This window comes from Streptomyces antnestii, assembly GCF_004005495.1.
Lineage (GTDB): Bacteria > Actinomycetota > Actinomycetes > Streptomycetales > Streptomycetaceae > Streptomyces > Streptomyces antnestii.
Map to the genome: position 1 here is coordinate 1 of NZ_RZYA01000029.1, position 20,551 is coordinate 20,551.

Sequence of the window (20,551 nt, forward strand, 5' to 3'; positions counted from 1 at the left end):
TCCGCCGGGAAATTCGGCAACGTCGACAGATCGTTCCCGAACGACGCCGTCTCCGACGTGAACCGGTCCCCCGTCAGCTGCATCCCGTCACCCGAGTCACCCGCAAACCGGATGATCACCCGGTCCACACGGCGGATCTCCTTGGCCACCACGTCGGGCTCGGCCACTGCTCCAGGATTCACCACTGATCCCCGATCGGCGCCATGAGCTGCTTCTGCAGCGCGAGTTCGGTCGTCGTGAGCGCGATGTCCGGGCGGAGCCGCTCGGGGTGTCCCTGGGGCGGCTCGTGCAGGCTCGGCTCCGGGCGGACCGGCGGTGGGCCGAGCGTGGACATGCCCAGCCAGATCCAGCCGGCGGCGGTCAGCGAGTGGTAGATCTCGCGCAGGACCTTGTTGACGATTCTCATGCGACCAGAGCCTCCGCGGGTATGCGCGACGCCGTGCTGCCGGTCGCCGCGGGGGCGGCCTCGTCGCTCCACGTCCACAGCCGGGCGATCGCGTTGAGGTCCAGGTCGTGGCCCTCGGTCCAGATGCGGGCAGCCGCGTTGAGCACGGACTGCCGGTCGGCCTCCGGGGTGCCCGCGCGGGCCGGCAGGAGCGGGGAGACCGCGCCCGCGCCGAGGCGGACCGAGCGGTGCCTGCGGGCGAAGGCGGTGAGGGTCTGGCGGGGGCCGGCCTCGACGAGGAGGACGTCGTCGGCCGCGAGGAGCTCGTCGAGGGCGTTGCGGAAGAAGACGGTGTCCGTGATCTGGTCGGCCCAGAAGCGCGGGCTCGTCGCGGCCTCGGCGCTCATCAGGGTGCCGGTGTAGCCGGAGTAGAGGGGCAGTTTGGGCTCGCGGAGCGGGATGGCGCGGTAGTCGGTCTCGATCGCGTCCGAGGCGGGTGCCATCGCCGGGGAGTGGAAGGGACTGGTGGCGGGGACCGTCACCACCGTGAACCGGTCGGCGCGCAGGCGGTCGGCGACGTCGGTCAGGGGCCCTCGCGAACCGGCCAGCATGACCTGCTGGTTGGCGTTGACGGCCGCGATGCCGACGCCGTCCTTGAGGTAGGGGCGCAGCTGCTCCTCGCTCGCGGCGACGGCGAGCATGCCGCCGGCCGGGATCTTCACGGCTTCCCGGACCCGGGCCATCACCATCGTGACGGCGTCGCGCAGGGAGACGACTCCGGCGAAGGTGGCCGCCACGAGTTCGCCCGCGCTGTGGCCGAGGAACGCGGTGGGGCGTACTCCCCAGCTGAGGATCATGCGGCCCAGCGCGTAGTCGATCGCGAACAGGAGCGGCTGGGCGCGGCGTACGTCGTCGATGTCGATCGCGGCGCGCTGCGGGTCGAGCCAGTCGGCGCGTACCCGGGAGCCTTCCTCGCCCATGTGGGAAAGGGCGGCGTCGACGGCGGCGGTGAACACGGGCTCGCGGCGGTAGAGGCCGGCGGCCATGCCGGCGTGCTGTGAGCCCTGGCCGGGGAAGAGCAGGACGACGGGGCGCGGGCGTGACACGTCGACGGCGCGGGCCTGGTGGACGGTGCGGGCGGCGAGGGCGGACACGGCGACGGCCGCGCCGCGTACCGGTCCGGGAGGTGTGCCGCAGGGCACGGCGGTCGGCAGGGCGGGGTAGGCCTCGCGGTGGAGGCCGCTGAGCATCGGGAGGAGTTCGCCGCGTACGCGGACCTCGTCCACGGCGTTCTTGCCGGACCAGAGGATGAGGCGGTGGCGGTCGGGGTCGGTGCCGCGCGGGTTCTGCGGTACGGGCCGCAGCGGCGGCATGCCGGCCGGGGAGGTCACGTCGAGGACTCCCAGGACGGCGTCCGAGTCGGCGACCGCCTCGGCGGCGCGCTTCACGGCGTACACGGTGATGGTGTGGGCGTCGGGTTCGCCGAAGCCCGCGACGAGGGCGAGGTCGGCGGTGCCTTCGTGGAGTTCGTGGTGGGCGCGGCGCAGGGCGATCGCGGGGGTGGCCGCCGTCCGGACGGTGAAACCCTCGTGCTCGGCGCCCAGGCCGGGGTCGACCGCGGTGGCGCCGATGAGGACGACGGTGCGGGCCGGCAGGTCCTCGGGGGAACGGCCGAAGGCGCGCAGGACGGCCGAGACGGCGGTGGCCGATGCCACGACCGGCGTCTGCTCCCGCGGAGCCGGGCCGGGGCTGACGATCAGCCGGCGGACGACCGCGCTGTGGGACGTGAGTGACATGGTTCCCTCCTCGTGGACCGTGGCTCCGGCCGCATGGATGTCAAGGGATCGGGGCGGAGAAACGGCCGCCCTGCCTGCCGGGGGAACGAGGGCAGGGCGGCCGCGGGGTGTCCGGCTCGGGCCTGACGGAACCTCAGGCGGCAGGCGTACGGCCGGAGTTGATGAGGGCGAGGAGCGCGCCCGGGGTCTCCGCGTCGACCACGGCGTCATCGGGGATGCTGATGCCGTAGTCGCGCTGGATCTCGCCGATGACCTGGAGCAGGGCGAGGGAGTCGTAGCCGAGGTCGATGAACGGCGTGTCGATGACATCGCCGTCGAGGTCGATGCCCTCTTCCTCGCCCGCGCTCTCGCGGAGCATGCGGGTCAGGTCGGCCAGGGTCACGGTGGCGGTGGAGGTGGTCATGGTTGGTGCCGTCCTCTCGGTTGGGCGCACTGGTGCTGGTTGATGGAGCGGTGGGATGAGCGGATGTGCTGGTGCGGGGTGCCGCGGGCCGGTTCAGGCCGTGCGGCGGACCACGAGTGCGGCGTTGAAGCCGCCGTGGCCGCGGGCGAGGACGAGTGCGGTGCGCAGGTCGGCCTCGCGTGCCTCGGTGACCAGGTCGATGGTGTGTTCCGGGGCGGGCGCCGTCACATGGGCGGTGGGCGGGATGACGCCGTCGCGCAGGGCGAGCAGCGCGGTCGCCGCGTCGAGCGCGGCGCCGCCGGCGAGCAGGCGGCCGGTCATCGTCTTGGGGGCCGTGACGGGGACGCCGGCCGGGCCGAACAGCTCGGTGAGGGCCTGGGCTTCGGCCCGGTCCAGGTCGGGTACGCCGGAGGCGTCCGCGAAGACGACGTCGACGTCACCGGGGGTGATCCCGGCGTCGGCGAGGGCGTTCTCGGCGGCCCTGCGCAGCCCGGGCGGGCGGCCGGTGCCGGGGGCCGGGTCGAGGGTCGCGGCGTAGCCGGCGATCTCGCCGTAGACGTGGGCGGCGCTGCGGGCGCCGGCCGAGCCGGCTTCCTCGACGAGGAGGATGGCGCCGCCCTCGCCCGGGACGTATCCGCTGGCCTCGGCGGCGAACGGGAGGTAGGCCCGGGTGGGGTCGTCGACGGTGCTCATCAGGCCGGAGGCGATCTGCGGCACCCAGCCCCAGGGGCAGATGGCCGCGTCGACGCCGCCCGCGATGACGGCGGGGAAGCCCTTGCGGATGTGCCGGCGGGCGTGCCCGATGGCGTCGATGCCGCCGGCCTGCTCGGTGAGCAGGACGCCGCTGGGGCCGCGCAGCTTGTGCCGGATGGAGATCTGGCCGGTGTTGACCGCGTAGAACCAGGCGAAGGACTGGTACGCGCTGACGTACTCCTTGCCCTTGCTCCACAGGTTCTGGAGTTCGCGCTGGCCGAACTCGACGGCGCCGCCGGACGCGGCCGTGACCACGCCGATGCCGTACTCGGGGAGTTCCTCGGTGTCGATCCCGGCGTCCTTGAGCGCCCAGTCCGCCGCGGTGAGCGCGAGGCGCGTCATGTGGTCGGTCTGCGGCATGAGGCGGCTGGGGATGTGGTCCTCGGCGACATAGCCGGGGACCTCGCCCGCGATGCGGGACGGGTACTGGGCGGCGTCGAACCGGGTGACGGGTCCGAGGCCGGACTCGCCGGCCAGGGTGGCCTTCCAGAACTCCTCGGTGCCGAGGCCGTTGGGGGCGGTGATGCCCAGGCCGGTCACCACTGCGGCGGTCATACGGTCCTCCTGTCCGGGCGGGCCAGCACCATGGCGCTCTGGAATCCGCCGAACCCGCTGCCCACGCTGAGGACCACGTCGGTCTGCTGCTCGCGGGCGACGAGCGGGATGTAGTCGAGGTCGAGCTCGGGGTCCGGCTCGTGGAGGTTCGCGGTGGGCGGCAGGACGCCGTGCTTCATCGCGAGGGCGCAGGCGGCGATCTCCAGGGAGCCGATGGCGCCGAGCGAGTGGCCGATCATCGATTTGATGGAGCTCACCGGGGTGCGGTAGGCGTGCTCGCCGAGGCTGCGCTTGAAGGCGCCCGTCTCGTGACGGTCGTTCATCTTGGTGCCGGAGCCATGGGCGTTGACGTAGTCGACGGACTCCGGGGCGAGCTGCGACTCGGCGAGGGCGGCGTCGATGGCCTCCGCCATCTCCAGGCCCTCCGGCTTGAGTCCGGTCATGTGGTACGCGTTGCAGCGCGACGCGAACCCGGAGATCTCGGCGTAGATGTGGGCGCCGCGGCGCTTCGCGCTCTCCAGCTCCTCCAGGACCAGGATGGCGGCGCCCTCGCCGAGGACGAGGCCGCTGCGGGTCTTGTCGAAGGGCCGGCAGGCGCTCTCCGGGGTGTCGTTGCGGGGCGTGGTGGCGAGGATGGCGTCGAAGCAGGCCGAGGTGATCGGCGAGATCGGCGCCTCGGTGGCTCCGGCGATCATGACGTCGGCGGTGCCCTCGCGGATGAGTTCCACGGCGTGGCCGAGCGAGTCGAGGCCGGAGGTGCATCCGGTGGAGACGACGGCGGCCGGTCCCTCCGCCCCGGCGGCCATGCCGACCTCGGCGGCCAGCGAGCTGGGCACGAAGTGCCGGTACAGCTCGGGTACGGCGTACTCGTGGTCGACGTTCCACTTGCGGCCGCCGTCGCTGACGACGGCGTACTCGCGTTCCAGGCTGGTGGTGCAGCCGACCGCGCTGCCGACCGCCGTGCCGATGCGGCCGGGGTCGAGCGCGGATATCTCCAGGCCGCTGTCGGCCAGGGCCTCACGGGTCGAGACGACCGCGAACTGGGCGGCCCGGTCGAGCCGGCGCGTCTCCTGCTGGGAGAGGCCCGCCGCGAACGGGTCGAAGTCGACCTCGGCGGCGACCTGCGAGCGGAACGGTGAGGGATCGTAGAAGGAGATCCGGCGGGTGGCGGTGCGGCCCGCGGTGAGCAGCTCCCAGTACTCCTTGACACCGACCCCGCCCGGGGCCACGACGCCCAGGCCGGTGATGGCGACTCGTCGCATGGTCTACCTGGCCTTCGACGGGGCCGTGCGCGTCGCCGCGCACCGGCCGGTTGGCACTCTGGGGGTCACTGTCGATCCCTTCGTCCGTGCTGATCGTGGGGCGTTCGCGCCGGCCGGAGGGGGTTCGGGGTGGGAACCCCCTCGGCCGGCCTGTCCCGGTCGGCGACTCGCTCGTAGCGTGCCGCCCTGACCGGTGAAGCTATGGAACGTCCGTGCCCTAGAACCGGACTCGTGTGCGCGTGGACCTGTTGAACGGCGCACTATGTAGGGACATTTCCGTGCTTGCGGGCCGGTACTTCGGCCCTCTTCGTGCGCAGCATCGCGAGCGCGCGGATGAGGACGGAGCGGGTGTCCGCGGGGTCGATGACGTCGTCCACCAGGCCGCGTTCCGCCGCGAAGTAGGGGTGCATGAGCTCGGTCTTGTACTCGTCGACGCGTTGGGCGCGGAGGGCCTCGGGGTGGTCCGACGCGGCGATCTCGCGGCGGAAGATGACGTTCGCCGCGCCCTCGGCGCCCATCACGGCGATCTCGTTGGTGGGCCAGGCGAAGGCCAGGTCGGCGCCGATGGAGCGGGAGTCCATGACGATGTACGCGCCGCCGTACGCCTTGCGCAGGACGAGGGAGATCCGGGGCACGGTCGCGTTGCAGTACGCGTGCAGGAGCTTGGCGCCGTGCCGGATGATGCCGTTGTGCTCCTGGTCGACGCCGGGCAGGAAGCCGGGGACGTCCACCAGGGTGACGAGCGGGATGTTGAACGAGTCGCAGGTGGAGACGAAGCGCGCGGCCTTCTCGCTCGCGTGGATGTCGAGCACGCCGGCGAGTGCCGCGGGCTGGTTGGCGACGATGCCGACGGTGCGGCCGTCGAGGCGGGCGAGGGTGCACACGATGTTGGGCGCCCACGCCTCGTGGACCTCGAAGGTCTCGCCGTCGTCGACGATCTCCTCGATGACCGCGCGGATGTCGTAGCTGCGCCCGGGGTCGGCCGGCACGAGGTCGACGAGCCGGTCGGTGCGCCGGTCGGCGGGGTCGTCGCAGGGCACCGTGGGCGGCATCTCACGGTTGTGGGACGGCAGGAGCGCGATGAGGAAGCGCACGTCCTCCAGGCAGTCCGTCTCGTCGTCGTAGGCGAAGTGGCAGACGCCCGAGGTCGTGGCGTGCACGTCGGCGCCGCCGAGGCCGTTGTGGGTGATCTTCTCGCCGGTCACGGCCTGTACGACGTCGGGTCCGGTGATGAACATCTGGGCCGTGTCGCGGACCATGAACACGTAGTCGGTCAGGGCCGGCGAGTACGCGGCTCCGCCGGCGCACGGGCCGAGCATCACGCTGATCTGCGGGATGACGCCCGAGGAGGCGACGTTGCGGCGGAAGATGCCGCCGTAGCCCGCGAGGGCGGTGACGCCCTCCTGGATACGGGCTCCCGCCCCGTCGTTGAGGCTGACGAGGGGTGCGCCCGCGTCGGCCGCGAGGTCCATCACCTTGTGGACCTTCTCGGCGTGCGCCTCGCCGAGTGCTCCGGCGAAGACGCGGAAGTCGTGCGCGTAGGCGAAGACGGTCCGGCCGTGGACCAGGCCCCAGCCGATCACGACCCCGTCGCCGTGCGGCTTGCGGTCCTCGAGTCCGAACCCGGAGGCGCGGTGCCGGCGCAGCGGCTCTATCTCGGTGAACGTGCCCTCGTCGAAGAGGAGTCCAAGGCGCTCGTGCGCGGTGAGTTTGTTCTTCTCGTGCTGGCGCCGGGTGGCCGCCGGGTCGGGGCCGCGGCTCACCTCCTCCTTGAGCCGTCGCAGTTCGGCGGTGGCACGGCGGAGGTCGGGGGCCAGCTGGGTGACGGTGAGGTCGTCGAGGATCGTCATCGGCGAAACGTAGGAACGCCGGCTCGAGACGTGCTGGAGAGGGCCTGGCAGGTCAGCCGGACGCAGGCACCTGGACGTCCAGGGCCGGGTCGGCGGACAGCACCGCCTGGTGGAGCTGCTGCAGCCGGGCCGAGGGTTCGAGTCCCAGCTCGTCGACGAGGGTGACGCGCAGACGCTGATACGCCTCGAGGGCCCGCCAGGCGCTGCCCGACCGGTGCAGGGCGGTCATCAGCTGGGCGCAGAAGTTCTCGTGCATGGGGTGCCGGGCCACCAGGACGCGCAGCTCCGGCACGATCTCGGTGTGCCGGCCGAGCTTCAGGTCGGCGTCGATGCGCCGCTCCAGAGCCGCCATGCGGTCCTCTTCCACGCGGAGCACCTCGAGTTCGAGGACGGTCCCGACGCGTACGTCGACAAGTGCGTTGCCCCGCCACATCTTCAGGGCCTGGCCGAGGAGTTCGGAGGCCGCGTGGTAGTCGCCGGCCTCGTGCGCGGCCCGGCCGGACGCGGTGACGCGGGTGAACTCGTGGGCGTCGACCTGGCCCGGCTGCACCTGGAGCAGATAGCCGCCGTGCTGGGTGACGAGGACGTCCTTGGCCTGGCGTGACGGGTCGCCGTCGAGCGCGGCGGCGATCTTGCGGCGGAGCTGCAGGATGTACGTCTGCAGGGTGGTGGCCGCGCTGCGCGGGATGTCCTCGCCCCAGATCTCCTCCATGAGCGTCGCCACGGTCACGACCCGGTCGGCCTGCAGGGCTAGCAGCGAGAGGATCTGACGCGGCTTGGCGGCTGTCGGTACGACGGACACCCCGTTCTCACGGGCCGTCAACGGCCCCAGGACATTGATCTCCATGATGGTGCCCTCCCCTTCGTGCGCTGGTGCGGCAGGTCCGTCGGCGGTCCTGCACGGGTTGCGGAGTCTGCGCCGAGCCTCGCACCGGCGGCGTTCGAGTCCCAGTGAGGTGGTCACGAGGCCGGGCGTGAAAATGTCATGCCCCGATGGTGAGCCCGGCACTGTGCCGTGTGACGGGGCGGGCCGCAGAATCCTGGCATTCGGCAAGCGGACAACCGCTCAGCAGGATCAACTCAGCAGGGGGATCACCATGGACACCACGGTTCAGCTGTCTTCGGATCACCAGTTCGCACTGCTCACCGCCCGGGCCGGCCTCGAGCCCGACCTGGCCCAGCGCTACACGAGCGACCCGGTCTCCGTGCTCTCCGAGTTCGGCCTCCCCGCCATGGAGCCGGTGTACGGCGACGACTTCGCCGGGCTGTTCGGGGACGGGTACCGGGGCGGTCGCCGCGGCCTGGCCATCGACCACCTGGACCGGCCGTCCGACGTCACCCTCTACGGCTGCGCGACCGGCATGGCCCCCCTGCCCACCGAAGCGGAACTCGGCATGGTCATCGATCACCTCGACCGGTCCGGCCCCGTCATGATGTACGGCTGCGCCACCGGCATGGCGCCCCTGCCCGGCGAAGAGGCCGGGACGGCGCGTGCATGAACACATCCGGGGGGAGACAGCTCGCCGAACTGCCGGTGGGCTTCAAGAGACACCTGCGGGTGGAGGCGATCGAAGGGGACGCCGTCTACCTGCTGTCGGAGCGCGGGACGACGGCCTTGCAGGGCCGTGAGGTCCAGCAGCTGGCGGCTCTGCTGGACGGCACCCGCACTCTGGCGGACGTGCTGCGGGAGGCGGCGGCGACCCTGCCGCCGAACACCGCGGCCCGCATGATCGCCGAGCTCGCCCGGGCCGATCTGGTCGGCTATCACGACCCGGCCACAGACGCCTCGACGGAGGCGTACTGGGAGATCGCCGGCGTGCACGGCCCCAGCGCCTCCGCCTCGTTCCGGGCGACCCGGGTGGCGCTCGTGCACCTGGGCAAGGGCGATCCGGCGGCGGCCCGGGCCGAGTGCCTGGCCGCGGGCCTGCGGATGGCCGGTCCCGGTGACGAGGACACGGCCGAGGTCTCCCTCGTCCTGTGCGACGACTACCTGGACCCCCGTCTCGCCGAGGTCGACGCCCGGCACCGGGCGTCGGGCCGTGCCTGGCTGCTGGCCAAGCCGAGCGGCGCGGAGACCTGGGTGGGCCCGGTGTTCGGCGGGGCGGACGACGCGTGCTGGGAGTGTCTGGCGCACCGGCTGCGCGGCCACCGGTCGTCCACGGCCCCGGTCCGGCAGGCCCTGGGGCTCGGGAACATGGTGCCCGTCCCCGAGGCCTCGTTCGCCACCGTGCGCGCCCTCGGGCTGCACACGGCGGTCCTCGAGGCGACGAAGTGGGTGGCCGGTATGCGCTACGACGGCCAGCGCGCCGTCTGCACCCTGGACACCCGCACCCTGGCCACCCGCCGGCATCCGGTGACCCGGCGTCCGCAGTGCCCGACGTGCGGGGATCCGGGGCTCGTCGCGGCGCTGGTGGGCCGGCCGTTCACGCCGCGCTCCAGCCCCAAGTCCCGCACGGTGGGCGGCAATCACCGCTCGCTGAGCGCGGAGACGGTGCTGTCGCGCTACCGGCATCTGGCCGACCCGGTGACCGGCGTGGTGTCCGAGCTCCGGCCGGCCCCCGGCTCCCCGGACGGGCTCAACCGGTATGTCGCGGGGCGCAACCTCGCCCTCGGCGACAGCCGTTCCCTGGCCGGGCTGCGCGGGGGGCTGCGCGGCCAGAGCGGCGGCAAGGGCACGACGCCGCAGGAGGCCGAGGTCGGCGCGCTGTGCGAGGCGCTGGAACGCTACTGCGGCAGCCGGCAGGGCGACGAGCCCACGGTGCGTGACACCCTGGCCGGTCTGGGCGAGGCGGCCCTGCACCCCAATTCCTGCCAGCTGTTCGCCGACCGGCAGTTCCGGGAGCGGCACCTGTGGAATCCGCGGCACTCGCGCTTCCAGCAGGTACCGCCGCCGCTCGATCCCGGGGCGCCGGCCGACTGGACGCCGGTGTGGTCGCTCACGTCGGGCAGGCAGCGGCTGCTGCCGACGTCGATGCTGTACTTCGGGCCGGGCCCCGACGGGGTGACGGCCGCGCCGTGGGCCGACTCCAACGGCAACGCGGCGGGCAGCAGCCCGGAGGACGCGGTCGTGCAGGGCTTCCTGGAGCTGGTGGAGCGGGACGCGGTGGCGCTGTGGTGGTACAACCGCACCCGCCAGCCTGCGGTGGACCTGGACGCGTTCGACGAGCCGTGGCTGGCGCGCACCCGGCAGACGTACGAGCGGCTGCGCCGGGAGGTGTGGGTGCTCGACCTCACCGCGGACTTCGGTATTCCGGTCATGGTGGCGATGTCCCGGCGCGCCGAAGGGCCGGCCCAGGGGATCTCGTTCGGGTTCGGGGCTCATTTCGATCCCCGGCTCGCGCTGCGCCGGGCGGTGACGGAAATGGCTCAACTGCTTCCGCCGGAGGGGGACTCGGCCGAATTCATGTCGGCGGATCCTGATCTTTCTGCCTGGTGGCAGGGGGCGACGGTGGAAAATCAGCCATACGTTCGCGCGGATCCAGCCGAAGCTCCGCGCACTCCCGGGTCCTATTCCTTTCCGGAACACAACGACCTGCGGGACGACGTCGAGTTGGCCGAAACCCTCGTGCGCACCCATGGCATGGAAATGCTGATTCTCGACCAGACACGCCCCGACGTGGGACTTCCTGTTGTGAAGGTGATCATTCCGGGAATGCGGCACTTCTGGGCACGCTTCGCACCGGGCCGCCTCTTCGACACACCGGTGGAGCTCGGACGCCGCTCACGCCCTCTCCCCTATGAGGAAATCAACCCGATTCCCCTGTTCGTCTGAGTTCGGCCTTCGCCTCGTTTCACTGGTTCGGAACCAGCGAATCGACATAACATGCCGTCCGCCACTACCGATCCTCGCGAGGAGGCGGCAATGCCGACGAGGGACGTCGTTCCGTTCACACCACGGTCCCAGGCGCCCGCCCCGCGGCTGGCCCACGCGATCATCGTCGCGGCCCTGGTCTGTTACGCCACCATGACCGTACTGAACGTGGTGCGCACGCGGCCCGGTCCGGGGGAACTCGTCCTGTGCGTCGCCCTCGTACTGGCGCTGTTCGGCACGCAGTTGGCGGTGTCCTCGCCGCAGGCCCGCCGGTGGCCGACCCGGCGCAAGGCGCTCGTCCTGCTGCTCCAGGCGGTGCTCACGTTCGGGCCGCTCGTCTGGTTCAGCATCAACTGGGGCAGCATGGAAGGTCCGTTGGCCGCCTCGCTGCTGCTGACCCTGCCGGCCCGGTTCGCCTGGCCGAGCTACGGGCTGCTGATCGCCTTCATCCCGGTGTACAACGTGCTGGCCGGGGCGCCGGTCGACCTGGTGCTCTACTTCACCATCGCCAGCACCCTCACCGGTCTCGTCATCTACGGCCTGACCCGGCTCACCGACCTGGTCAGCGAGGTGCACGAGAACCGTGAGGAACTGGCCCGGATGGCGGTCCAGCAGGAGCGCCTGAGGTTCGCCCGGGACCTGCACGACCTGCTCGGGTACAGTCTGTCCGCGATCACGCTCAAGGGGGAGCTGATCCAGCGGCTGATCACCACCCGTCCGGACAAGGCCCGTCAGGAGACCCTCGCGGTCCTCCAGGTGGCGCGGCAGGCCCTGGCCGACGTACGACTCGTCTCCAGCGGGTACCGCAACATGTCTCTCGTCGAGGAGGCGGAATCCACGGGGACGGTGCTCTCCGCCGCCGACATCCGCGCGGAGGTCGAGGTCGAGTGCGGCCGGCTGCATCCGGTGGTCGACACCGTGCTCGCCACGGCACTTCGGGAGGGGGTCACCAACATCCTCCGGCATAGCCAGGTGCGCGTCTGCACCATCAAGGCGGAGGTTGAAGAAGAAACGGTCCGGCTCGGCCTCACCAATGATCATCCGCACGAACAGCGCGAACTCGCCTCCGCCCGCTCGGGCGGCACGGGTCTGGACAATCTGCGCTGCCGGTTCGCCGCCATCGGCGGCGGGCTCTCCGCGGGTCTGCGGGAGGACGGCCGGTTCCACCTGGAGGTCTGGGCACCGCTCAGACCCACGGGCCACGACGAGAACGAGCTACTGGTGTTCGAGCCCACGCGCCCGGAGAGAACCGCCGTAGCCTGACACATCTCACCGGGGGTAAAGATGTTGTCCGTCAGGATCCTCCTCGCCGAGGACGTTCACATGATCCAGGGCGCGCTCGTCGCGCTGCTCCAGCTGGAGCCGGATCTCCACGTGGTGTCCACCGTCGACCGGGGCGACACGATCGTCGCGGCCGCACTCGAGACCAAACCCGATGTCGCGGTGATCGACATCGATCTGCCCGGCATCGACGGGCTGACGGCGGCGGCCGAGCTCCATGAACGGCTGCCCAGCTGCCGCACGCTGATCCTCACCTCGCTCGGACGCCCCGGCACCCTGCGGCGCGCCCTGTCCGCGCAGGTGTCCGGCTTCCTCCTCAAGGACTCCCCGCCCAGCCAGCTCGCCCTGGCCGTACGGTCGGTGGCGACGGGGCGCCGGGTCGTGGACCCCCAGCTCGCGCTGTCCGCCTGGGACTCGCCGGAGAACCCACTGTCCCCGCGCGAGCTGGAGGTCCTACGCCTCGCCGCCCGGGGCGCCGACGCCGCCGAGATCGCCGGATGCCTCTATCTGTCCAAAGGCACCGTCCGCAACTACCTGACGGCCATCGTCGGCAAACTCGGCGCGCGCAACCGCATCGACGCCATCCGGATCGCCGAAGAGGCCGGCTGGCTCCCCTGACGGACCCGCGGCGCGGGCCGGGCCGGGTGCCCCGAGCAGCGCGTCGAACATGCCGTCGTCCAGCGTCGTCCCGACCGACAGGTCCGCGAGCTCACCGAAGCCCGCGTCGCAGACGGCGACGCCGATCACGTATCCCGCCCCGGCGGGGTAGGTGCCGAACTGCCACTCGCCGCCCGGCACCCGGGAGCCGTCGGGTCTGGTCAGGCGGGGCTCCCCGTCGTCGAGCGCGAAGCCGAACTCGGTGAAGCGGAACCGCAGTCCCTGCCCAAGGGCCTTGCTGTAGGCCTCCTTGAGCGTCCACAGCCGCACCATCGTGTCGTTGCGTGCCTCGTCACCGCCCGAGTCGAGGCACGCCTTCTCGTAGGGCGTGCACGCCTGGCGCTCCGAGCCGGTGTGCGCGAGCCGCCGGTCCGCCCGCTCCACGTCCACGCCGATGCGCCCGCGCCGGGTGATCCCGACGACCATCATCTCCTCGGTGTGGCTCAGGCTGACGTCGATCTGGTCGCAGCCGCGGACGTAGGGGCGCCCGCCCGGCTGGTAGGCCAGGTCCACCAGGTCGGGGGCGGTGCCGAGGACCGCCGCCGCCGAGTAGCGCAGCAGCAGCCGCGAGGCCACGAAGCGCTCTCTGGTACGAGGCTGGGCGAGGCTCTCGTAGCGCCGCCAGTCACGTCCGAGGCGGCGGCGCAGCTCGCTCTCCGTGCCGTCGGCCGGCAGCCAGTCGGGCATCGACGCGAACAGCACGACGCTGCCGGTGCGCCGCAGCTCGCCGTGGATGGCGCCCCAGGGTTCGTCGGGTCCCGGCGCGGGCAACGGGCGTCCCACCCGTTCGCCCACCTCAGGCTCCGGGCAGGGCCGCGGCCAGCGGTCCGGCGTCGAGGGCGGAGATCACACCGGCCAGGTCGACGGCGTCGCTCTCCGGCCCCTGGCACACCGGGATGCAGGCGGGCCCGCGCAGGCCGCCGCCCATCCGCCGCAGATACGGCGTGAGGACGGCCTGCGGGCCGATCTCCACGACGTGGGTGGGCGCCTGCTGGACGAGCAGGCTGCGGGCGGCGTCGGCGAACCGGACGGGCGCGGTGATCTGTTCGGCCCAGTACGGGGCGTAGAGCGGCTCGGTGGTGAGGCGGCCGTACACCGTCGAGTAGAACGGGACCTGGGCGGTGCCGCCGGGCATCTTGCGGACGACGGCCTCGAACTTGGGGACCACGGGCGCCATCAGCGGCGAGTGGAAGGCGTGCGAGACGGCCAGGTGACGGCAGCGGATGCCGCGCTCGCCGAGGCGGGCCTCGATGCGGTTCAGCGCGGTCCGGTCGCCGGAGAGCACGATCGCCTTGGCGGCATTGATGGCGCTGATGCCGACGGCCGGTTCGGCGGAGACGAGTTCGGCGGCCTCGTACGGCGTGATGCAGACGGCCATCATGCCGCCGCCCGGCGGCAGGTACTGCATGAAGGCGCCGCGCATGGACACCAGCTTCGCGGCGTCGGCGAGGGTGAGCGCGCCGGCGATCGTGGCTGCGGCGAACTCCCCCACCCCGTGGCCCAGGACGGCGGCAGGGCGCACCCCGGCCTCCTCCAGCGTCCGGGCCAGCGCATACTCGACGGCGAACAGGGCGGGCTGGGTGAGCGCGGTGCGGTGGATGCGCGGGTCGTCGGAAAGGATCAGCTCGACCACGGACTGCTTGGTCCACGGACGGATCGCCGCGTCGGCCTCGTCGAGGAAGGTGCGGTACCCGGTGGAGTTCAGATAGAGGCCGGAGGTCATCCCGGGGTGCTGGGAGCCCTGCCCGGTGAAGACGAACGCGGCCCTGACCTGGCCGCCGCCCCGGCCGGCGTCACGCATCGCCAGCAGGTTGGAGAGCTGGCGCACGGTGGGGAACGCCCAGATGTCGTCCGGTTCGATGAGCGAGCCGAACTCTTCCTCGATGTCTCCGTAGAGGCTGAGGGCCGCCACCGAGTCGAGGCCCTCCTCGGTCAGTGGCACGGTGTCCTCGACCGCGCGGCCGAGATAGTGGGCGACCCGCTCGGTCAGCCATTCGCGGTGGGCGACCGCGAAGTCTTGCTGGGCGCTGGGGGACTGCTCCTGCATGGGTGTGCTCCCTGTCGGGCTCTGGGGTGGGGGGTGGGGGCGAGAGTCAGGCGAGCGGCGAGGCGTAGAGGTCGTAGCTGCGGCGGTTGTGCAGCCGGGCGACGACCTCGTCGAGCACAAGGCGCTCCGGTTCGGCGGGCCGGTCGGGCAGCGGCAGACCGAGTCGCGCGACGAGGCGGTAGAGGACGGCGGTGACCCAGGCCGGCGCGGCGAGGAACGCGTCCGCGCGGCCTTCGGCGGTCGCCGCGCGCTGTTCGCGCCACACGCCGAGGCAGGCCGCCGCCGCGAGGACGAGGGTGTACCGGTCGGCGAGGCCGAAGCTCTGCGGGCTGGACAGGGCCTCGCGGTCGCCCTCCGCGACATTCTCGAACGCCTTCTTCAGTTCGGCGAGTTCACCGGTGAGGACCCGGGTGAGGAAGCGCAGGGCCGGGCCGCCCAGGCCGGTCTCGTCCTGCGGCTCGGCTGCTTCGAGGAGGTCGGTGCAGGCGACGAGCGTCGCGGCGAGCGGGTCGCCGTCACCGAGCAGCACCGGCTGGGACAGGTCGAGCGGCGGCAGCGCGCGGTCCGGCCGGAACAGGTCCGGCGGCGGCTCGGGGTCGGCGAACCAGGCGTGCCGTGCGAAATAAGGGAGTTGGGGCAGGATGCTGACCTGCCGCCCGGCGCTGCCCGCGTGCCCGAGCGAGGTGACGGGCAGGTCGCGCCGCTGCTTCTGGAACATGGCGTACGCGCCGTCCTGGGCGAACGTCTCCTCCCCGAGCACCGCCGACATCTCGTCCATGCTCTCGGCCACGAGCTTCGGGGCGAGATAGGCGGCGGCCGCCGCGTAGGCGCTCATCTGCCGGGGCAGCAGGTGCAGGGCCCGGGTCGCGACCAGGGCGAGGCAGTCGATGATCAGCAGGTCGAGGAAGCCGCCGGTGAGCACGTCCCGCACATGGCGCACGTCGAGGGACGAACGGCCGTCCTCGCGGCGACGGTTGGCGAATCGGGCCACCGTGCGCAGCGCGGTGTCGGCGCCCGCGAGGACGATGGACGGGATGAGGCCGCGGATGAGGAGCGAGGAGCGCAGCGACAGCTCGTAGCCGTCCCCGACCTCGCCGACGACGGCGCTGCGCGGGACGAGGCAGTCGGTGATCCGCAGCCCGCCGAACTCGGCGCTGCGCATCCCGGTCGTCTCCCGGCGGGCGAGGTTCTCCACGGCGTCCGCGGGGAGTTCGTCGCGGTCGAGGAGCAGGACGGTGTGGCTGCGGCCGCGCGCGGCTCCCTCGGTGCGGGCGAAGACGACCAGGCCGGTGGCGCGCGAGGCGTTGGCGATGGCGGACTTGCTGCCGTCGATGACCAGCCCGTCCGGGACGGCCCTCGCGGTGAACTCGTCGCGGACGAAGTCGTTCCCGTGGGCGACCTCGTGCCGGGCCACGGCGACGCGGCGGCCGCTCAGGAGGAGCCGGGCGGCGAGGCGGCGCTGCGCGTCGTCGCCCGCGGTCCACACCGGCGTCGCGGCGAAGAAGCAGTTGAGTCCGTAGCCGAAGCCGAGGGAGGCGTCGCGGCGGAACACCGGGCGCAGCAGCCGGCCGAGCAGGTCCATCCGCTCCAGCCTGCCCCCGACGTCGGCGGGCACGAACTCGGCGTTGAGGCCGAAGGCGTCGAGGACCTGTTCGGCCTCGGGGAGCACCGCGCCGGCCGCGTCGGCGGCGAGCAGGGCGGCGGCGCCGAGCGGGTTGCCGGGGTCGTCGAGGGAGCCGAAGGCCAGCTCCAGGGCATCGATCCGGTCCTCCGCCGTCGTCATCGCCGCCTCCCTGGCGCCATCAGCTGTTCCACCTCGGGTTCCATCCGCTGGTGCAGCGGGGTGAGTTCGCCGCGCAGGAAGAGCCGGCGCATGGCCGCGCGCTCCACCTTGCCGCTCGTGGTCCGCCGGACCGTGCCGGGTCTGACGAGGACGACGCCGGCGGTCCGTACCTCGTACTCCTCGCTGATGCGCTGCTGTACGGCGGCCGCGAGTCCGGCGAGGTCGATGTCGTAGCGGCTGCCGGCACGCAGTTCCTGGATGATGACGATCCGTTCCCTGGTGCCGGGCAGCGCGAAGGCGGTGGCGGCGCCGAAGAGGCCGCTGACCTGCTGGACCGTGCGCTCCAGGTCCTGCGGGTAGAGGTTGCGGCCGGCGATCACGATCATGTCCTTGAGGCGGCCGGTGACATGGAGCAGGCCGTCCTGGACCGCGCCGAGGTCGCCGGTGCGCAGATAGCCGCTGCCGCCGCCGCTGATCCGGCAGCCGAACGCCGCGGCGGTCTCGGCGGGGCGGGCCCAGTAGCCGGGTCCGACGCTCTCGCCGCGGACCCAGATCTCGCCGATCACGCCGTCCGCCACCTCGGCGCAGGTGTCCGGGTCCACGATCCGTACGTCGACGGAGGCGGGCGGGCCGCAGTGGGTGACGGTGCGGCCGGGGCCGACGGGGTCGGTGAGGCGGCCGCTCTCCAGGGCGGCGGCGTCCACGGCGCGCCCGGCCGCGGCGGGTGCCGTGCGGGTGCCGGAGACGATGAGGGTCGCCTCGGCCAGGCCGTAGCAGGGCGCGAGGGCGCCCGGGCGGAGCCCGGCCGGGGCGAACCGTTCGGCGAACGCGTCGAGCGTCGCGGCGTCTATCGGCTCGCCGCCGTCGACCGCGGTCTCCCAGCCGGACAGGTCGAGGCCCGCGAGCTGCGAGTCGTTGATCCGGCGCACGCACATCTCGTACGCGAAGTCGGGGGCGCCGCTGACGGTCACGCCGTACCGCGAGATCGTCTCCAGCCAGTTCGCCGGGCGCTTGACGAACGCCGTCGGGGTCAGCAGGACGGCGGTGCCGCCGAGCCACAGCGCGTGCAGCAACTGGCCGACGAGGCCCATGTCGTGGTGCAGCGGCAGCCAGCCGCCGAGCCGGGCGCCGGGGCGGGTGCCGAGGGCTTCCTGGATGGCGCGCTGGTTGGCGAGCAGGCTGCGGTGGGTGACGATCACGCCGCGCGGGTCACGGGTCGAGCCCGAGGTGTACTGGAGGTAGGCGACCGTGTCGGCGCCGGGGGCGAACGGCTCCCACGGCCCGGCGTCCGCGACCGCGGCGGCGCCGTCGGCGGGCAGACAGACGACCTCGCCGTGTCCGGTCCTCGCGAGCAGCTGGGAGACGTCCGCCGCCTCCGTCGTGGACGTCAGCACGCACGCGGCGGCGGCTTCCTTGACGATGCCGGCGAAGCGGTCGTCGTGGTGGCCGCGCCCGCCGGTCGGGGCGACCGGCACCGCGATCGCTCCCGAGTAGAGGCAGGCCAGGAAGCTGGTGACGAACAGGGCGCGGGAGCGGTGCGCGACGATCACCCGGTCCCCCGGGCCGACGTGCCGGGCGAGCGCGGCCGCCAAATTGCGTGCGGCGCGGTCGAGTTGGCCGTAGGTGATGGTCTCGGGCCGCAGTGCGCCCTCGTGCTCGGCGAGGAGGATCAAGGCCTCCCGGTCCGGCGTCTCGGCCGCCTGGGCCTGGATGTGCTCCGTAAAGGTCTGCTGACCGCTCACGCCTCCCCCTCCCCTGCCGTGGCGCCGTCCTCGGGGGACGGCCGACGGCCGGCTCTGCTGTCGGCGGGGCGGCGGTGTGTCCCGCTGGGACGTCCGCCTCGCCGGTGGATGTACGGCGAACTCGCGTTCACGGTGCGTTTCCCACGGCCTGCGGCGCGTGTCCGCCGCCCTTGACGGTCCAGCCCGCGTACGCGGCCTTGGTCGCGTCGTCAGGCTCGCCCGCGCGCCGCACGAGGGCGAGCAGCACGGCGGTCACGGCCGCCAGCTCGGCCTCGTCGGGCCGGCCGCGGACCACAGTGATACGCATCTGGTTCACCATGAGGACAGCGTGCGCGCACCCGCTCGAAGCGGGCTCGTGCCCCGCACGCGCCGGAGCCGAGGACCTGTCGGCCCTCGGCTCCGGTAGGGCCTGTCGTCAAATTCCCGTCGTCCGCCCGAAGGGCGGGCCCGGCGGCGTCTGGTGCGTGCGATCGCAAGGCGCCGGAGCGCCCTAGTAGCGGAGCTACTCGGGCGTTTCGGCAACGCCGCGAGCGTGCGTGCCAGACGCCGCAGGGCAGGCGGGAATTTGACGACAGGCCCTGCGGAACAGCCGCCGGGTCAGGCGACCACTCTCTCGTACGCGATGTGCCGGGTCCGCAGCACTTCGACGTCGGCCATGCGGCGCAGCTGCTCGGCCTGGGCGCGGTGGCCCCGGTCGGCGAGCGCCCGCTCGCAGTCGGCGGTGTCCCGCCACCACTGGATGCCCGTGTACGTGTCGGGGCGCAGCGTCGAGCGCAGGAGGTCGCTGCCGCCGAAGCCGCCGAGCCGGGCGAAGTGCTCACCGGTCTCGGCGAACAGCTGCTCGAACGCGGACGAGGTGGCGCCGAAGGTCCTGGCCTGGGTCAGGACGACGTTCTGCGCTCCCACGACGGCGTTCTCCTTGAGCACCCGGCCCACGCTCACGGCCTGGTCCACCTCGGTGTTGACGAGCGGGCCGAGCTTCTTGACGTGGGCCTGGAAGGTGTCGTCGTGCACGGTGTCGAGGAAGCCCCGCATGGTCCGCCAGTGCCCGAGGTGGACGTAGACGTCAGGGCGTTCGACGAGCTGGACGGTGACCAGGAAGTCGAAGCCCTCGCGTCTGCGCAGGTACTGGGAGTGGTCCCGGAACTCGCGCTCGAACCCTTCGGCGTCGCCCTTGACCTCGAAGCGGTTGACCACCGTGATCGGTGTGTCCTGACTACGACTGTGCACGCACTTCCTCCGCGAACTGCTTGGCATGACGCAACGTGGTGGAGCTGTTGGTCCCGAGCGCCTTGCGCACCAGGGCGCGGGCCTCGGCGAGGGTGGCCTCGGGGCCGAGGGCGGTGCGCACACCGCCCGGGTCAAGGGTCACGGTGTGCCACGAGGTGGCCCGTACCGTGCCGTCGCCCAGCGACTCGATGACCCAGCGCCCGGTGTGGCCGCTCATCGCGACCGGCACCCTGAGCTGCTTGTAGACGATGACCTTGCGGTCCTCGAAGCAGACGCGGACGGACGTCGTGTTGTGCGTCGACCCGTCGGGGCTCGCGGTGTCCATGTCCATGTGCTGGATGCCGGCCTCGTCCTCGGTGAGGTCGAGGCGGGCCACGTGCGGCAGGCGCTCGGGCCACAGGTCGGCGCGGTCCAGGAAGGCGAAGACGTCGCCGGCCGCGCCGAAGACGGTCTCGGAGTCGCTGAAGGTGAAGTGGAGTTCCTCGCGCGCGTCGCCGAGTTCGGCGGTGTTCTTCAGGGCGAGGAGCTCGGCGCGGCTGTTCCCGTCGACGGCCTGCTCGATGAGTTCCTCGGCGGCCGGGTCGCCGTCGACGGCGCGGTAGTCGTGCAGCAGCGTGACCCGGGTGGTGCCGTCCTCCAGCTCCTGGATCCGCCACTCGCCGCCCATCTCGGCGACGGGGGCGGCCGTGACGACCTGGCGGAAGGTGATGCTGCGGGCCGCGGGGTCGAGGACGCGGCGCGAGGTCCAGGTGCGTACCTTGTCGCCGGCGACGGCCCAGATCCGCAGGAGCTGCTCGCCGCCCTCGGCGGGGGCCTCCTCGAGCACTTCGACGTGCACGGTGGGGCCGAACACCTGCGGCCACTCGGCGACATCGGCCACCAGGGCGTACACGGCGGCGGGCGGCGCGGCCACGGTGATGGAGTGCTCCGTGACGTGGAGTGCTGCGGTCTCGGTCGTGGTGGTGGTCGGCGCCACGGCAATTCCCTTCGGACTGT

At 72.5% G+C, this 20,551-nt stretch carries 16 protein-coding genes and 2 pseudogenes; 4 read left to right on the plus strand and 14 right to left on the minus strand.

Annotated features, from left to right (window positions below; translation table 11 throughout):
* The 7 genes and pseudogenes from EOT10_RS43305 to EOT10_RS37255 form a co-directional block, all read right to left on the minus strand.
* Positions 1-344: pseudogene (locus EOT10_RS43305) on the minus strand (hypothetical protein); the annotation flags it as partial.
* 58 nt (positions 345-402) lie between these two features.
* On the minus strand, positions 403-2,181 hold the full coding sequence (locus EOT10_RS37230; protein ID WP_223281432.1) for an acyltransferase domain-containing protein: 1,779 nt from the start codon (positions 2,179-2,181) through the stop codon (positions 403-405).
* 133 nt (positions 2,182-2,314) lie between these two features.
* The gene (locus tag EOT10_RS37235) at positions 2,315-2,584 is read right to left on the minus strand and encodes an acyl carrier protein (RefSeq protein WP_127832822.1); all 270 of its coding nucleotides are present in this window, start codon (positions 2,582-2,584) and stop codon (positions 2,315-2,317) included.
* Between the two features lie 93 nt (positions 2,585-2,677).
* On the minus strand, positions 2,678-3,892 hold the full coding sequence (locus EOT10_RS37240) for a ketosynthase chain-length factor (protein ID WP_127832823.1): 1,215 nt from the start codon (positions 3,890-3,892) through the stop codon (positions 2,678-2,680).
* Positions 3,889-5,154, minus strand: a complete 1,266-nt coding sequence (locus tag EOT10_RS37245; protein WP_127832824.1) for a beta-ketoacyl-[acyl-carrier-protein] synthase family protein — start codon at positions 5,152-5,154, stop codon at positions 3,889-3,891. Before EOT10_RS37245 ends, EOT10_RS37240 begins: the two co-directional genes overlap by 4 nt.
* A gap of 260 nt (positions 5,155-5,414) precedes the next feature.
* Positions 5,415-7,004 (minus strand): acyl-CoA carboxylase subunit beta, encoded by a 1,590-nt coding sequence (locus EOT10_RS37250; protein WP_127832825.1) that lies wholly within the window; start codon positions 7,002-7,004, stop codon positions 5,415-5,417.
* Between the two features lie 52 nt (positions 7,005-7,056).
* Positions 7,057-7,851: an AfsR/SARP family transcriptional regulator gene (locus EOT10_RS37255; protein WP_127832826.1), complete on the minus strand. Its 795-nt coding sequence runs from the start codon at positions 7,849-7,851 to the stop codon at positions 7,057-7,059.
* A gap of 250 nt (positions 7,852-8,101) precedes the next feature.
* Between EOT10_RS37255 and EOT10_RS37260 the strand changes: the two genes are divergently transcribed.
* The 4 genes from EOT10_RS37260 (at position 8,102) to EOT10_RS37275 (ending at position 12,714) form a co-directional block, all read left to right on the plus strand.
* The gene (locus tag EOT10_RS37260) at positions 8,102-8,503 is read left to right on the plus strand and encodes a hypothetical protein (protein ID WP_127832827.1); all 402 of its coding nucleotides are present in this window, start codon (positions 8,102-8,104) and stop codon (positions 8,501-8,503) included.
* Positions 8,500-10,776, plus strand: coding sequence for a TOMM precursor leader peptide-binding protein (locus EOT10_RS37265; protein WP_127832828.1), 2,277 nt, complete (start codon positions 8,500-8,502; stop codon positions 10,774-10,776). The genes EOT10_RS37260 and EOT10_RS37265 overlap by 4 nt, the downstream gene beginning before the upstream one ends.
* Positions 10,777-10,866: 90 nt before the next feature.
* Positions 10,867-12,078 (plus strand): sensor histidine kinase, encoded by a 1,212-nt coding sequence (locus EOT10_RS37270; protein WP_189492591.1) that lies wholly within the window; start codon positions 10,867-10,869, stop codon positions 12,076-12,078.
* 21 nt (positions 12,079-12,099) lie between these two features.
* On the plus strand, positions 12,100-12,714 hold the full coding sequence (locus tag EOT10_RS37275) for a response regulator transcription factor (protein WP_127832830.1): 615 nt from the start codon (positions 12,100-12,102) through the stop codon (positions 12,712-12,714).
* Positions 12,715-12,843: 129 nt separating this feature from the next.
* Here the strand turns inward: EOT10_RS37275 and EOT10_RS42945 are convergent.
* From EOT10_RS42945 to EOT10_RS37315, 7 genes and pseudogenes are all read right to left on the minus strand, one after another.
* A pseudogene (locus tag EOT10_RS42945) lies at positions 12,844-13,440 on the minus strand (4'-phosphopantetheinyl transferase family protein); the annotation flags it as partial.
* 109 nt (positions 13,441-13,549) lie between these two features.
* Complete coding sequence (locus EOT10_RS37285) at positions 13,550-14,800, minus strand: acyltransferase domain-containing protein (RefSeq protein WP_127832831.1); 1,251 nt, start codon at positions 14,798-14,800, stop codon at positions 13,550-13,552.
* A gap of 46 nt (positions 14,801-14,846) precedes the next feature.
* Positions 14,847-16,583: an acyl-CoA dehydrogenase family protein gene (locus EOT10_RS37290; protein ID WP_127832832.1), complete on the minus strand. Its 1,737-nt coding sequence runs from the start codon at positions 16,581-16,583 to the stop codon at positions 14,847-14,849.
* The gene (locus tag EOT10_RS37295; protein ID WP_127832833.1) at positions 16,580-18,325 is read right to left on the minus strand and encodes a fatty acyl-AMP ligase; all 1,746 of its coding nucleotides are present in this window, start codon (positions 18,323-18,325) and stop codon (positions 16,580-16,582) included. Before EOT10_RS37295 ends, EOT10_RS37290 begins: the two co-directional genes overlap by 4 nt.
* Positions 18,326-18,452: 127 nt before the next feature.
* Entirely contained in the window at positions 18,453-18,632 is a 180-nt protein-coding gene (locus EOT10_RS37300) for an acyl-CoA carboxylase subunit epsilon (protein ID WP_189492594.1), read from the minus strand.
* Positions 18,633-18,922: 290 nt separating this feature from the next.
* Entirely contained in the window at positions 18,923-19,555 is a 633-nt protein-coding gene (locus EOT10_RS37310; RefSeq protein WP_189492597.1) for an antibiotic biosynthesis monooxygenase family protein, read from the minus strand.
* The gene (locus tag EOT10_RS37315; RefSeq protein ID WP_127832836.1) at positions 19,542-20,531 is read right to left on the minus strand and encodes an aromatase/cyclase; all 990 of its coding nucleotides are present in this window, start codon (positions 20,529-20,531) and stop codon (positions 19,542-19,544) included. Before EOT10_RS37315 ends, EOT10_RS37310 begins: the two co-directional genes overlap by 14 nt.
* Between the last annotated feature and the right edge of the window lie 20 nt (positions 20,532-20,551).

Excerpts from the sequence above, each read along its gene's own strand:
- EOT10_RS37260 (WP_127832827.1), top strand. The coding sequence starts at position 8,102 with ATGGACACCACGGTTCAGCTGTCTTCGGATCACCAGTTCGCACTGCTC.
- EOT10_RS37230 (WP_223281432.1), bottom strand. The coding sequence starts at position 2,181 with ATGTCACTCACGTCCCACAGCGCGGTCGTCCGCCGGCTGATCGTCAGC.
- EOT10_RS37240 (WP_127832823.1), bottom strand. The coding sequence starts at position 3,892 with ATGACCGCCGCAGTGGTGACCGGCCTGGGCATCACCGCCCCCAACGGC.
- EOT10_RS37255 (WP_127832826.1), bottom strand. The coding sequence starts at position 7,851 with ATGGAGATCAATGTCCTGGGGCCGTTGACGGCCCGTGAGAACGGGGTG.
- EOT10_RS37285 (WP_127832831.1), bottom strand. The coding sequence starts at position 14,800 with ATGCAGGAGCAGTCCCCCAGCGCCCAGCAAGACTTCGCGGTCGCCCAC.
- EOT10_RS37250 (WP_127832825.1), bottom strand. The coding sequence starts at position 7,004 with ATGACGATCCTCGACGACCTCACCGTCACCCAGCTGGCCCCCGACCTC.
- EOT10_RS37300 (WP_189492594.1), bottom strand. The coding sequence starts at position 18,632 with ATGCGTATCACTGTGGTCCGCGGCCGGCCCGACGAGGCCGAGCTGGCG.
- EOT10_RS37235 (WP_127832822.1), bottom strand. The coding sequence starts at position 2,584 with ATGACCACCTCCACCGCCACCGTGACCCTGGCCGACCTGACCCGCATG.
- EOT10_RS37275 (WP_127832830.1), top strand. The coding sequence starts at position 12,100 with ATGTTGTCCGTCAGGATCCTCCTCGCCGAGGACGTTCACATGATCCAG.
- EOT10_RS37270 (WP_189492591.1), top strand. The coding sequence starts at position 10,867 with ATGCCGACGAGGGACGTCGTTCCGTTCACACCACGGTCCCAGGCGCCC.
- EOT10_RS37265 (WP_127832828.1), top strand. The coding sequence starts at position 8,500 with ATGAACACATCCGGGGGGAGACAGCTCGCCGAACTGCCGGTGGGCTTC.
- EOT10_RS37290 (WP_127832832.1), bottom strand. The coding sequence starts at position 16,583 with ATGACGACGGCGGAGGACCGGATCGATGCCCTGGAGCTGGCCTTCGGC.
- EOT10_RS37245 (WP_127832824.1), bottom strand. The coding sequence starts at position 5,154 with ATGCGACGAGTCGCCATCACCGGCCTGGGCGTCGTGGCCCCGGGCGGG.